The following is a 13,674-nucleotide window of genomic DNA, read 5'->3' on the forward strand; positions in this document are numbered from 1 at the left end:
CTCCATGCCATGTGCGGTCCCACCCACGTGAGCCCCGGATCCCATTGTGGGGCCGGGGTCTGACAGCCCGGCCCCACTCCAGCGCCCCGCCCGAGTCCGACGCCTTGCCCGAGTCCGACAGCCCGCCGCCGGGCCCGAGCCGCCCACCCCGGGCCCGGCAGCCCGCCCCAGGTCCTGGACAGCCCAGGCCCGAACCAGCCTCGCGCCCGGACCCGACCTTCCCGCCCCGCCCTCCGGCAGTCGCGGGACAGTCCCTCTAGCGGCGGCGCCTGCCGTCCCCGTCGTCGCCGTCGTCATGCGGACCGAGCAGCTCGTCCGCCAGGGTCGGAAGGTCGTCCAGCGGAGTCTCCTCCGCCCAGTCGGAGCGGCGGCGCGGGCGCTCGGGCGTACGTTCCTGACCACCCTCCCGATGCGCCTCCGGGTTGACCTGCGGCAGCTCCCGCGTGCGCTCGTTGCCGCCCTCGGCGGGCGACGGCCGCGCGTCGTCCCGGAAGAAGCCCTGCGGCACCCGGTCGGCCGGATCAGAGTTCCGTACGGGCGGGAGCACGGCGGTCTCGTCGGCCGCGCGAGCGTCCCGGCCGCCCCCTGCCCCGTCCGCGCCCCGCTCGTCACCGTGTCCGCCGTCCCGTACCGGCGGGAGCACCGTCGTCTCGTCAGCCGCCCGGTCCGTACGCTCAGCCCGGTCACCCCGGTCCGTACGCTCGCCCCGGTCGCCCCGGTCACCACGCCCGTCCCGGTCGCCTCGGTCGCCCCGGTCGCCCGTGGTACCCCGGTCAGCGGACCGATCCGGGTCCGGCACCTGCGGAATGACGGTCGTCTCGTCCGGATCCGCCGGACGTACCGCCGGTACCTCCTGCGTCACCTCGTCCGGCGCGATCTCCGGCTTCTTCGTGATCTCCGGCTTCTTGAGGAACGGCGTGGGGACCGTGATCTCGTTCGGAGAGACCCCCGGGGCCCCGGCCGAAGCCGCCGCGGCAGCCGCGGCCGCCTCCTCCGCGAGCCGCCGCGCCTCCTCGGCCCGGAGCAGCGCCTCCTCCGCCTTGCGCTGCTTCTCACGGCGGCGCTCCTCGGCCTCCGCCCTGAGCCTGGCCTCTTCCTGGGCCTGCCGCCTGAGGCGCGCCTGCTCCGCCTCGTACGCGCGCTCCTCGGCCTCGCGCCGCTGCCGCTCCTCCTCGGCCTTCTTGCGCGCCTCCTCGGCGCGCTTCCTGGCCTCCTCCGCCTGCCGCTCGGCCTCGCGCTGCCGCGCCTCCTCCAGCTCGCGGCGCTTGCGCTCCTCCTCCTCGGCACGGAGCTTGGCGAGCTGCGCCTGCCGCTCGCGCTCCAGACGCTCCTCCTCCGCCCTGCGCGCGGCCTCTTCCTCCGCCCTGCGGCGGGCTTCCTCGATGGCCGCCTTCCGCGCCTCCTCCTGGGCCTTCACCTCGGCCTCGGAGAGCGGCAGCATCTGGTCGAGCCGGTGCCGTACGACCGTGGTGACCGACTCCGGCTCCTGGCCGGCGTCCACCACCAGATAGCGGGTGGGATCGGCGGCGGCGAGGGTGAGGAAGCCGGACCGTACCCGCTGGTGGAACTCCGCGGGCTCGGACTCCAGCCGGTCCGGCGCCTCCGTGAACCGCTCGCGCGCCGTCTCCGGTGAGACGTCGAGCAGCACCGTCAGATGCGGTACGAGTCCGTCCGTCGCCCAGCGCGAGATACGGGCGATCTCGGTCGGCGAAAGATCACGGCCCGCGCCCTGGTAGGCCACGGACGAGTCGATGTAGCGGTCGGAGATGACGATCGCGCCGCGCTCCAGCGCCGGACGGACGACCGAATCGACATGCTCGGCCCGGTCGGCGGCGTACAGCAGGGCCTCGGCGCGGTTCGACAGACCGGCACTCGACACATCCAGCAGGATCGAGCGCAGCCGCTTGCCCACCGGGGTGGCGCCCGGCTCGCGCGTGACCACCACTTCATGGCCCTTGGCCCTGATCCAGTCGGCGAGCGCCTCGACCTGGGTCGACTTTCCGGCGCCGTCGCCGCCTTCTATCGCGAGGAAGAAGCCGGTCGCCGCCGGAGCCGTCGCCGGGTCGGCGCCGCCGCGCAGCGCGTCACGCAGATCGCGGCGCAGCGGCACACCGGACCGGTCGTCCGTCTTGGCGAGGACGACGGCCGCCACGGGCAGCAGCAGTGCGCCGACCAGTATCAGCGTGAAGGCCGCTCCGTCATGCGCGAAGACGAAGTCGCCACCGGCGAGGCGATGCGGGCCGATGGCCGCCGCGACGAGGGGAGCGACGACCACACCGAGCCCGACAAAGACCCTGGCCACAGCCTGTAGGTGTTCGGTGACCCGGCTACGGCGGTACTCCTCCGTCTCCAGGTCGATCAGGGTGTGTCCGGTATTCGCCGCGACACCGGCCGTGAAGCCCGCGAACAGCGCCAGGAACAGCACGGTCGCCATGTCCGGCACAAGGCCCATGACGAGCAGCGCTATGCCGGTGACCGCGATCGCCAGCGCGAACAACCGACGGCGGGACAGCGCGGGCAGCACCTTCGCGGCGCCGCGGATGCCCAGCCCCGTACCGCCGGCCAGGGCGAGGACGAGGAGCGCGAAGGCGACGGGACCGCCGCCGAGGTCCTTGGCCTGGAGTACGGCGACGCCCACAGCGGCGGCGACGGCGCCGGCGATCGCGCCGCACGCGAGGACGAGCAGCGGCACCGCGCCCGTACGTCCCTTGTCCCGGCCGCCGGCGACACTGCTCCCGGCGCCGTCCTGGTCGCCGCTGTCGGCTGATGTCTTACCGCCGGACGCCTTGCCACCGGATGTCCTGCCGCTCGCACCGCCCACGGACCGGCGCAGCCCTTCGAGCGGGGAACGCGGGCGGGGCGTATGACCGTCGGGCAGTTCGAGGAAGTAGAGGGTCGACACCGACGCGGCGAACAGCCCGGCCGCGACATACGACCCGAGGGCCGCCTGATGCAGCGAGAACCACTCGATGCCCGTGCCCAGCAGATTGCCGATCAGCGTGGCGACGAGCAGGGCCGCGGCGGCGACGGGGACGGCGGCGAAGGAGGTACGGAGGGAGAGCCGGCGCAGCGCGTCGAGATGGTCGGGCAGCGGGCGTACCGCCGCGCCCTCCAGTGGCGGAGCCGGCAGCAGGGCGGGAGCCGCGCTCTCCTTGGCGACCGTCCAGAAGCGCTCGGCGACGCCGGCGACGAAGACCGTGCTGAGGAGGATCGGCAGGGCGCGGTCGGGGGTCCAGTCCAGCCACAGCGGCGCGACGATCAGAAGCGCGAGACGCAGTACGTCCGCGACGATCATCGTCCAGCGACGGTCCAATGGGCCACCGTCCCGCGCGGGCTTGGCCGCCTTGCCCTTGACCGCCGTGGCCCCGGACGCCTCAGGCGTCTCGGAGCGTCCAGCCGCATCCACCACGCCGGCCGCACCGGCGGCCCCAGTCGTCTTCTTCGTCTTGGTCCTGGCCCCGGCCCCGCCGCTGGGCGCGATCAGCGCCGTCAGCGGTCCCAGGAGCACCGCCCCGAACAGCAGCGTCGCCAGAACCCGGGCCCCGAACACGGCGGCGACGGCGAACGCCACACCCCGGTATCCAGCACCGAACGAGCCCTCGGCGATCGCCGCCTGCAACGACAGCAGCAGAAGCACGAGTACGGCGAGTACGTCGCCGATCCCGCCGACGAACTGGGCACCCCAAAGCCGCCGCAGCGGTGGAAGGCGCAACAGAGATCGTACGGCGCGCTCTCGTGAGTCTGCGGCAAGTGCGTCGGAGTCGGAGGTGGGGCTCACGACCGTTGGCTGCTCGGCTCGCGTCATCCGCCCAGCCTATCCGCAGCCGGTGACAACCCTGGAGCCCCGTCCGAACAGAGAGCGGCGACAGGGAGAAGTCCCCGCCCCGCTCCCCCGTCCCCGCGGCTCAGCCGACTCGGCCGGCCGAACCCGACTCCCGAATCCGGCTCCCGAACTAGGCTGCCTATTCGCCCGACTTGGCCGAAGTTGAAGCCGAGGCCGAGGCCGAGGACGCCGCCGACTTCGCGGCCGTCTTCTTCGCCGTCGTCTTCTTCGCCGCCGTCTTGGCGGTCGTCGTCTTCGCGGCGGCCTTCTTCGCCGTCGTCGCCTTCTTGGCGGGGGCCTTCTTCGCCGGAGCCTTCTTCGCCGCCTTCTTCGCGGTCTTCTTGGCCGGCCCCTTCGCGCGCTTCTCCGCGAGCAGCTCGTAACCCCGCTCCGGGGTGATCGTCTCGACGCTGTCGTCGGTCCGCAGCGTCGCGTTCGTCTCGCCGTCCGTGACGTACGGGCCGAACCGCCCGTCCTTCACCACGACCGGCCGCTCGCTCACCGGGTCCGTACCCAGCTCCTTCAGCGGCGGCTTGGCCGCGGCCCGGCCCCGCTGCTTGGGCTGGGCGTAGATCGCCAGCGCCTCGTCCAGCGTGATGTTGAAGAGCTGGTCCTCGGTCTCCAGCGACCGCGAGTCCGTGCCCTTCTTCAGGTACGGGCCGTACCGGCCGTTCTGCGCGGTGATCTCGACGCCCTCGGCGTCCGTGCCGACCACCCGCGGCAGCGACATCAGCTTGAGGGCGTCGGCGAGCGTGACCGTGTCCAGGGACATGGACTTGAAGAGCGAGGCGGTACGCGGCTTGACCGCGTTCTTGCCGGTCTTCGGGGTGCCGTCCGGCAGGATCTCGGTGACGTACGGCCCGTAACGGCCGTCCTTCGCCACGATCTGGTGACCGCTCTCCGGGTCCGCGCCCAGCTCGAAGTCACCGCTCGGCTTGGCCAGCAGTTCCTCGGCGTACTCGACCGTCAGCTCGTCGGGCGCCAGGTCCTCCGGCACATCGGCGCGCTGGTGGCCCTCCTCGTCCTTCTCGCCCCGCTCGACATACGGGCCGTACCGCCCGACGCGCAGCATGATCCCGTCGCCGACGGGGAACGAGGAGATCTCCCGGGCGTCGATCGCGCCGAGGTCCGTGACCAGTTCCTTGAGGCCGCCGAGGTGGTCGCCGTCGCCGTTCCCGGCGCCCGAGGCGACCCCCGCGTTGTGGTCGTCGCCCTCGCCGAAGTAGAAGCGCCGCAGCCACGGCACGGCCTGGGCCTCACCCTGCGCGATGCGGTCGAGATCGTCCTCCATCTTGGCCGTGAAGTCGTAGTCGACCAGTCGGCCGAAGTGCGTCTCCAGCAGGTTGACCACGGCGAAGGAGAGGAAGGACGGGACGAGCGCCGTGCCCTTCTTGAACACATAGCCGCGGTCGAGGATGGTGCCGATGATCGAGGCATAGGTCGACGGGCGGCCGATCTCGCGCTCTTCCAACTCCTTGACCAGCGAGGCCTCGGTGTACCTGGCCGGCGGCTTCGTCGCGTGGCCGTCCACCGAGAGCTCCTCGGCGGAGAGGGCGTCGCCCTCCGCGACCTGCGGCAGCCGGCGCTCGCGGTCGTCCAGCTCCGCGTTCGGGTCGTCCGCGCCCTCGACGTACGCCTTCATGAAGCCGTGGAACGTGATCGTCTTGCCGGAGGCGGAGAATTCCGCGTCCCGGCCGTCGCTCGACCTGCCACCGATCTTGACGGTGACGCTGTTGCCGACCGCGTCCTTCATCTGCGAGGCGACGGTCCGCTTCCAGATCAGCTCGTAGAGCTTGAACTGATCGCCGGTCAGTCCGGTCTCGGCGGGGGTACGGAACCGGTCGCCCGAGGGACGGATCGCCTCGTGCGCCTCCTGCGCGTTCTTGACCTTGCCCGCGTACGTCCGCGGCCTGTCCGGCAGGTAGCTCGCCCCGTACAACTGCGTGACCTGCGCGCGGGCCGCCGAGATGGCGGTGTCCGAGAGCGTCGTCGAGTCCGTACGCATATAGGTGATGAAGCCGTTCTCGTACAGCTTCTGCGCGACCTGCATCGTGGACTTCGCCCCGAAGCCCAGCTTGCGCGAGGCCTCCTGCTGGAGCGTCGTCGTACGGAAGGGGGCGTACGGCGAGCGGCGGTACGGCTTGGACTCGACCGAGCGTACGGAGAAGGAGGCGTTCTCCAGGGCGGCGGCGAGCGCCCGCGCGTTGGCCTCGTCCAGATGCAGCACCTGGTCGGACTTGAGCCGGCCGTCCGGACCGAAGTCACGGCCCTGGGCGACGCGCCGGCCGTCGACCGCGTTCAGCCGTGCGACCAGCGAGGACGGGTCGGAGGCGTCTCCGGCACGGCCGGTGGAGAACGTGCCGGTCAGGTCCCAGTACTCGGCGGAGCGGAAGGCGATGCGCTCGCGTTCGCGCTCGACGACGAGGCGGGTGGCGACGGACTGGACGCGGCCCGCCGAGAGGCCGCGCATGACCTTCTTCCACAGGACCGGCGAGACCTCGTAGCCGTAGAGCCGGTCGAGGATGCGGCGGGTCTCCTGGGCGTCGACCATGCGCTTGTTCAGCTCGCGCGGATTGGCGACGGCGGCCCGGATCGCGTCCTTGGTGATCTCGTGGAAGACCATCCGGTGGACCGGGACCTTGGGCCTCAGGACTTCCTGGAGGTGCCACGCGATGGCCTCGCCCTCGCGGTCCTCATCGGTGGCGAGGTAGAGCTCGTCGGATTCGGCCAGCAGCTCCTTGAGCTTTCTGACCTGGGCCTTCTTATCGGCGTTGACGACGTAGATCGGCTGGAAGTCGTGCTCGACGTCCACGCCGAGGCGGCGCACCTCGCCGGTGTACTTCTCGGGCACCTCGGCGGCGCCGTTCGGGAGGTCGCGGATGTGCCCGACGCTCGCCTCGACGACATAGCCAGGGCCGAGGTAGCCCTTGATCGTCTTCGCCTTGGCAGGCGACTCGACGATGACGAGTCGGCGGCCGCCGTGTGCGGTCTCGCTGGTCGGGGACAACTTCGCTCTTCTCTCCGGTCGACGCTCGGTGGGCTCGTACGGCAGTACGGCAGTATGTCGTGGCGGGGCCCGGTACGGCCCAGCGGTGACGCTGCTTCGCTGCGGAGTGTGACGGTACAACCCGCCCCCGTGTCAAACGGCGAAAGCCCGCAACGGCCACTCGAACGGTAACCCGACTCCAGTCATTCCTGCCGCCCGGACCCCCGGGCTCGTCGCGCCGGAACGCGGAGGCGGTGATTCCGCCGGGGCACGCGGTGATGGTGCCGGATCAAGGGCCCTCGGCGTGTCCGGTGCAGGTCCGGCGGCCTGCCGGAGCCGCGTACGGACGTGCCGATCATGCCGGAGGTCCCCCGCTCCGGCGTCCGGAAACCGGGTCCGGATACGTCGGAAATCCTCAGATACGACCGAAGCACCACACGCCGAGAGCGAGAAAGACCACGCCCGAGAGTGTCGCGAGCGTGATGGACGCCGCAGGCCGTACGCCGTGGGCCACCGGCGCGCGGTGCAGAACGCGCGCCCCCGTCCACAGCAGCAGCGCGGCGCCGAACAGCGTGAACGCCGTCCCCGCGAAGATCGCCGGCCCACTCTCCATGCCCGTACCCCGCTCGTTCCGTGGCACCCGCTGCGGGGCGCCGAGGTGTCAGTGGGCCGAGGCTGGCACCCCGGGGCGTCACCGGCGCGAATTCCGGGTGAACGCCGCGCGCGCGCTTTCACCCGCACGCCGAGGCCCGCCCTCACCGCGGCACCGTCAGCGGGGCGCGGGCGCCGGCGCCGGCGCCAGGAATCCCTCCTCCACCAGCAGCCGGATCGCCTGCGGGGTACGGTCCCTGAGCAGCACCGGGTCCTCCCCCATCAGCCGGCCGATCGCGTCCAGGATCCGTCCCGCGCTCAGGGTCCCGTCACAGACCCCCGCGAAACCGGCCCCGACCGCGTCGACCTTCGTGGCCCGGCGCATACCGCGGTGCTGACGGAGCACCACATGCTCGGGGTCCTCCGCGCCCGGCAGCCCCACCTGCTCCTGGACCACCTCCGGCGCCAGTACGAAATGGCCGGCGAGGAGCGCCGCGTCGTCATGCGTCCGCAGATAGTCCTGGCGCTCGAAGTGGGCCCGTACGGTCTCGCCGAGCGGCTGCTCCACCGGATGCGGCCACTCCTCCACGACGATCGACTGCTCTCCGGCTCCCGTCTTCCTGAGCGTGATCCAGCCGAAGCCGACGGCCTTGGTCTTACGGGCCTCGAACTCGTCCAGCCACGCCTCGTACCGCGCGGTGTACTCCTCCGGGTCGGTCCTGTGGTCACCGCTGTCGCGCAGCCACAGCTCGGCGTACTGCGTCACGTCCTGGACCTCGCGCTGCACGATCCAGGCGTCGCAGCCGCGCGGCACCCACGAGCGCAGCCGCTGCTGCCACTCCTCCCCCTCCACGTGCTGCCAGTTGGCAAGAAAGTGCGCGAATCCGCCGTCGTTCAGCCGCTCCCCCGCCTGCTGGACGAGCGTGCGGCACAGATCGTCCCCGCCCATCCCGCCGTCGCGGTAGGTGAGCCGGGCGCCGGGCGAGATGACGAAGGGCGGGTTCGAGACGATCAGGTCGTACGTCTCGTCCGCGACCGGCTCGAAGAGGGAGCCCTCGCGCAGCTCGGCGGCGGGGGCGCCGGAGAGGGCCAGCGTCAGCCGTGTGAAGCCGAGCGCCCGGGGGTTGAGGTCGGTGGCCGTGACGCGGGTGGCGTGCTGGGCGGCGTGCAGCGCCTGGATACCGGAGCCGGTGCCGAGATCGAGCGCGCTCCCGACCGGGGTACGCACGGTGATCCCGGCCAGGGTCGTCGAGGCGCCGCCGACGCCGAGCACCACCCCCTCGTCGTGGCCGCCCGCGCCCGAGGCGCCGCCGACCGCGCAGCCCAGGTCGGAGACGATGAACCAGTCCTGCCCCTCGGGCCCGCTGTACGGCCGTACGTCCACCGTCGCGTGGATGTCGTCCCCGTCCTGGGCGACCCAGCCGTCGGCGAGCGCCTCGTCCAGCGGCAGCGCGGCCGCCGCGCGCTCCCCCGGGACCGGCCGCTGGAGCAGGAAGAGCCGTACGAGCGTTTCGAGCGGGGTATCGCCGGGGGTGGCGCGGAGCGCGGGCACGGTCTCGCTGCGCGCCAGCGCGGCATAGGCGGGTGCGCCGAGCAGGTCGAGCAGGCCGTCGGCGGTGAAGTCGGCGGCGAGCAGGGCCGCACGGAGTCGGGGCGAGTGGTCGGGCGCGGGAAGGCTGGTCGTACTCACCCCCACATTGTGGCGGCTGCCACTGACAACGGCCCGCGGCCCGGTCCCTCCGTTCGGGGGACCGGGCCGCGGGCCGCGTGCGACCGCGTTCCGGAGCGGTCCGAAGCGCCTGCGGGCGCCCGGGAGCGGACCGCGTGCCCGCGGTGGGGTGCCGTGGCGTGCCGCGGGGTTACGCCGCCGGGGAAGCGGCCCCCCCGGCCGTCGACGGGGGCTTCTGGCAGCCGGCCTGCTTCGCCATCGCCTGGCCGACGTCGCCGGACTGGAGCTTCTGGAGCGCCTGGTCACCGCTCTTGCCGAGCTTGTCCAGCTCGTCCGCGACGCCCTTGAGGCCGTCGGCGAAGTCCGCCTGGTCCTTGGTGTCGAGCGCGTCGACCTTCGTCTTGAGGCCCGCGTACGCCGTCGCGGTGGCGTTGAGCTCCTTGACGGCCTCCTTCTGGGTCTTCTCGCCGTCCGCGACGGGCGGGGCGCCCGCGCCGTCCACGGCGGAGCCCAGCGCCTTGTAGGCGTCGGAGATGGCCTGGAAGGCAGCCGAGTCGGCCTTCTGGACATCAGCGGGCTTGCTGCTGTCGGAGGTCGCCTGCTGGATGGAGGTGTTGGCGTCCGCGATCTTCGTCAGTTGAGGCTGAACCTGGTCACAGACCTTCTTGGCCCAGTCGTTCACTTTTTGTTCGCTGTCATCACCACTGCAGCCGGACAGCGCCATGAGCAGCACCGCACCGCCGGACAGCGCGGCCACAAGCTTCTTGTTCACCGGATGGGTCCCTTCCAAGGCTCTCGGCCCCGGAACATACACGCCAAGTGGGCGACAACCGCGCGCCAAACGTCCGTTCAATACCCTATTGCAGCCATTTGCACCAAGAGAGAGACACCTCACGCCGGGCGTACGCCGCCCCTGGCCGGCGCGAGCGGGCGGGCGGCGCGTCACTCCGCGCCACCCGCCCGCTCCTGTGCGTTCGGCAGCCGTCAGGGGCGTCAGCTGTCAGCCGTCAGGGGGCCGTCAGCCGTCAGGGAGCCGTCACCGGGGCGGGCGACTTCTCGCTCCCGCCGCCGGAACCGCCCCCGCCGCCCTCACCCCCGCCGTCCACCGTGACCGAACGCCGTTTGGAGACGTAGACCGCGCCGATGATGACGACGAGGGCGAGCACCGCCACCAGCGCCCGGACCCCGGCGCTGGCGTCGGCTCCGTAACTGAACTGCACCACCGCCGGGGCGATGAGCAGCGCCACCAGGTTCATCACCTTCAGCAGCGGGTTGATGGCGGGACCCGCCGTGTCCTTGAACGGGTCTCCCACGGTGTCCCCGATGACCGTCGCGGCGTGGGCCTCACTGCCCTTGCCGCCGTGATGGCCGTCCTCGACGAGCTTCTTGGCGTTGTCCCAGGCACCGCCCGAATTGGCGAGGAAGACCGCCATCAGCGTGCCCGTACCGATCGCGCCGGCCAGGAACGAGCCGAGCGCGCCCACACCGAGCGAGAAGCCGACGGCGATGGGGGTCAGGACGGCGAGCAGTCCCGGGGTGGCCAGCTCGCGCAGCGCGTCCTTGGTGCAGATGTCGACGACCCGGCCGTACTCCGGTTTCTCGGTGTAATCCATGATCCCGGGGTGCTCGCGGAACTGCCTGCGCACCTCGTACACCACCGAGCCGGCCGACCGCGAGACCGCGTTGATCGCCAGCCCCGAGAAGAGGAAGACGACCGCGGCGCCCAGGATCAGCCCGACCAGGTTGTTGGGCTGCGAGATGTCCAGACTGAGCGTCAGCTCGCCCGCCTTGGCCCCCACCTCCGCGACGGCCGTGGCGATGGCGTCCCGGTACGAGCCGAAGAGCGCCGACGCGGCGAGCACGGCCGTGGCGATGGCGATGCCCTTCGTGATGGCCTTGGTGGTGTTCCCCACGGCGTCGAGGTCGGTGAGCACCTGCGCGCCCGCGCCCTCGACGTCGCCGGACATCTCGGCGATGCCCTGGGCGTTGTCGGAGACGGGCCCGAAGGTGTCCATGGCCACGATGACGCCGACGGTGGTGAGCAGCCCGGTGCCCGCCAGGGCCACCGCGAAGAGGGCGAGCATGATCGACGTACCGCCGAGCAGGAACGCCCCGTAGACCGCGAGACCGATCAGCAGCGCCGTGTAGACCGCGGACTCCAGACCGATGGCCACGCCCGCGAGCACGACGGTGGCGGGGCCGGTCAGGGCGGATTTTCCGATGTCCCTGACCGGGCGCCGGCCGGTCTCGGTGAAGTAGCCGGTGAGCTGCTGGATCAGGGCCGCCAGCACGATCCCGATGGCCACCGCGAGCAGGGCGAGCACCCTCGGGTCACCGCTGTGCGTCAGGATCGCCTGGTCCGTGACCCCGTCCAGCTCGGCGTACGTGGAGGGCAGGTAGACGAAGGACGCCACGGCCACCAGCGCGAGCGAGATCACCGCGGAGATGAAGAAGCCGCGGTTGATGGCGCTCATCCCGCTGCGGTCGGAGCGGCGCGGGGCGACCGCGAAAATGCCGATCATCGCGGTGATCACCCCGATCGCGGGGACGATCAGCGGGAAGGCCAGCCCGAAGTCCCCGAACGCCGCCTTGCCGAGGATCAGCGCGGCGACGAGCGTCACCGCGTACGACTCGAACAGGTCTGCGGCCATGCCCGCGCAGTCGCCGACGTTGTCGCCCACGTTGTCGGCGATCGTCGCCGCGTTGCGCGGATCGTCCTCGGGGATCCCCTGCTCGACCTTGCCGACCAGGTCGGCGCCGACGTCGGCCGCCTTGGTGAAGATGCCGCCGCCGACTCGCATGAACATGGCGATCAGTGCGGCGCCGAGGCCGAAGCCCTCCAGCACCTTGGGGGCGTCGGCGGCGTAGACGAGCACCACGCAGGAGGCACCGAGCAGACCGAGGCCCACCGTGAACATGCCGACCACGCCACCCGTACGGAATGCGATCTTCATGGCTTTGTGTGAAACGGCCGTGAGATCTTTCTCCGGCTCACCCTCCGCCGGTGTCGCCTCACGCGCGGCCGCCGCCACCCGCACATTACTGCGCACGGCGAGTCGCATGCCGATGTAACCGGTGGCCGCCGAGAAAAGCGCACCCACCAGGAAGAACAACGAACGTCCCGCGCGTTGTGACCAGTTGTCGGCCGGCAACAACATCAACAGGAAGAACACCACGGCGGCGAATACGCCGAGAGTGCGCAACTGCCGTGCCAGATAGGCATTCGCGCCTTCCTGCACCGCGGCCGCGATCTCCTTCATCGAGTCGGTGCCCTCGCCGGCCGCCAGCACTTGGCGCACCAGCAGCTGGGCAACGAACAGCGCCGCCAGCGCGACGACCGCGATGACGATCACGATGACGCGGTTGTCATCCGTGAGTATCGCCGCGGCGAGAGAAGTGGGGTGCTCGGACAGTTGTGGTTGGAAGTGCCCCGCCATTCGTCCTCCTTGACGCTCAGCGTTCAAGATGGACGGATTGTAGGGAGCGGAACCTGATCAAAACAGAGCACGCCACATGCAATTGACCTTGACTTATCGAATGGCCTTGGAAAGGGTAATGGGATAAGCGCGTTAATTAGTGATCGATAATCCGATGGAAAAGAGAAAGGCCCTGCTCAGCAGGGCCTTCCTGGAATGGATCACCGGCTCGCCGTTCGGCCGCCCGAAAGGGCCGGTGGCGGCGCCGTCAGGGCAGCGCGACGGCCGAGGCCGTCGGCCAGCTCATCCGGATGACGCCACCGTCGTCGCCCGAGGTGACTTCCACATCGTCGACGAGCCCGCTGATGACCGCGAGACCCATCTCGTCCTCGCCCTCGGCGTCGCTCTCGTGGGAATCGGCCGGCGCCGCGCCGTCGCGGGGTTCCCCGGCGGCACCACCCGCCGTGACGCCGTCGCCGACCTCGATGGAGAAGGATTTCTCCTCCTCGTTCAGCACGACTCTCACCGGAGCGGTGATGCCATGGCTGCGGTGCAGCCCGACCGCCCGGCTGCACGCTTCACCGACCGCGAGTCTGACCTCGTCCAACACAGCTTCATCGACGCCTGCCCGACGAGCCACGGCGGCCGCCACCAGACGGGCCGTTCTGACGTGTTCGGGCTGGGCGCTGAAGCGGAGTTCAACGGTGGCCATGCGATCCCCCTCGAACGTACGAGCGTGGAAACTCACGGGCGCGGGCGCCGGGCATCACGCCCGGTGCCTCTGCCCTCTCTCCTCCGGAAGACGCGGCCGACCTCAGTCGGTGGCCGCTACGGCCTCGTCGACCGTGGTGTGGATCGGGAACACCTTGGTCAGGCCGGTGATCCGGAAGATCTTGAGAATGCGCTCCTGGTTGCAGACCAGGCGCAGCGAGCCCTCATGGGCGCGCACACGCTTCAGGCCACCCACGAGCACGCCGAGACCGGTCGAGTCCAGGAAGTCCACGCCCTCCATGTCGACAACCAGGTGGTAGCTGCCGTCGTTCACCAACTCGACCAACTGCTCGCGCAGCTTGGGCGCGGTATACACATCAATCTCGCCACCGACCTCGACGACCGTACGGTCGCCACCAGGGCCGGACACATTGCGAGTCGACAGGGACAGGTCCACGGATCCTCCAGCACCTTGCTA

General features: G+C 71.1%; 8 protein-coding genes. All 8 read right to left on the reverse strand.

Features of this window, described 5'->3' with window-relative positions; genetic code table 11:
- Window positions 1–256: 256 nt before the first annotated feature.
- The 8 genes from tmk to ACIOGX_RS11440 all read right to left on the reverse strand — a co-directional run bounded on the left by tmk (window position 257) and on the right by ACIOGX_RS11440 (window position 13,653).
- Window positions 257–3,805, reverse strand: coding sequence for a dTMP kinase (gene tmk, locus ACIOGX_RS11405; protein WP_401912228.1), 3,549 nt, complete (start codon window positions 3,803–3,805; stop codon window positions 257–259).
- 157 nt (window positions 3,806–3,962) lie between these two features.
- Window positions 3,963–6,830, reverse strand: coding sequence for a type I DNA topoisomerase (topA, locus tag ACIOGX_RS11410; RefSeq protein ID WP_401912231.1), 2,868 nt, complete (start codon window positions 6,828–6,830; stop codon window positions 3,963–3,965).
- A gap of 394 nt (window positions 6,831–7,224) precedes the next feature.
- On the reverse strand, window positions 7,225–7,422 hold the full coding sequence (locus tag ACIOGX_RS11415; protein WP_129766714.1) for a hypothetical protein: 198 nt from the start codon (window positions 7,420–7,422) through the stop codon (window positions 7,225–7,227).
- Window positions 7,423–7,578: 156 nt separating this feature from the next.
- Window positions 7,579–9,090 carry a methyltransferase gene (locus ACIOGX_RS11420; RefSeq protein ID WP_401912234.1) on the reverse strand — a complete coding sequence of 504 codons (1,512 nt, stop codon included), beginning with the start codon at window positions 9,088–9,090 and terminating at the stop codon, window positions 7,579–7,581.
- 169 nt (window positions 9,091–9,259) lie between these two features.
- Window positions 9,260–9,841, reverse strand: a complete 582-nt coding sequence (locus tag ACIOGX_RS11425) for a small secreted protein (RefSeq protein WP_356515381.1) — start codon at window positions 9,839–9,841, stop codon at window positions 9,260–9,262.
- 253 nt (window positions 9,842–10,094) lie between these two features.
- Window positions 10,095–12,506 (reverse strand): sodium-translocating pyrophosphatase, encoded by a 2,412-nt coding sequence (locus ACIOGX_RS11430; RefSeq protein WP_401912236.1) that lies wholly within the window; start codon window positions 12,504–12,506, stop codon window positions 10,095–10,097.
- A gap of 247 nt (window positions 12,507–12,753) precedes the next feature.
- Window positions 12,754–13,197 (reverse strand): ATP-binding protein, encoded by a 444-nt coding sequence (locus tag ACIOGX_RS11435; RefSeq protein WP_356515377.1) that lies wholly within the window; start codon window positions 13,195–13,197, stop codon window positions 12,754–12,756.
- 102 nt (window positions 13,198–13,299) lie between these two features.
- Window positions 13,300–13,653 (reverse strand): STAS domain-containing protein, encoded by a 354-nt coding sequence (locus ACIOGX_RS11440; RefSeq protein ID WP_003967428.1) that lies wholly within the window; start codon window positions 13,651–13,653, stop codon window positions 13,300–13,302.
- Between the last annotated feature and the right edge of the window lie 21 nt (window positions 13,654–13,674).

The sequence above is a fragment of the Streptomyces sp. NPDC088147 genome (assembly GCF_044741565.1).
In the GTDB taxonomy this organism is placed as follows: Bacteria; Actinomycetota; Actinomycetes; order Streptomycetales; family Streptomycetaceae; genus Streptomyces.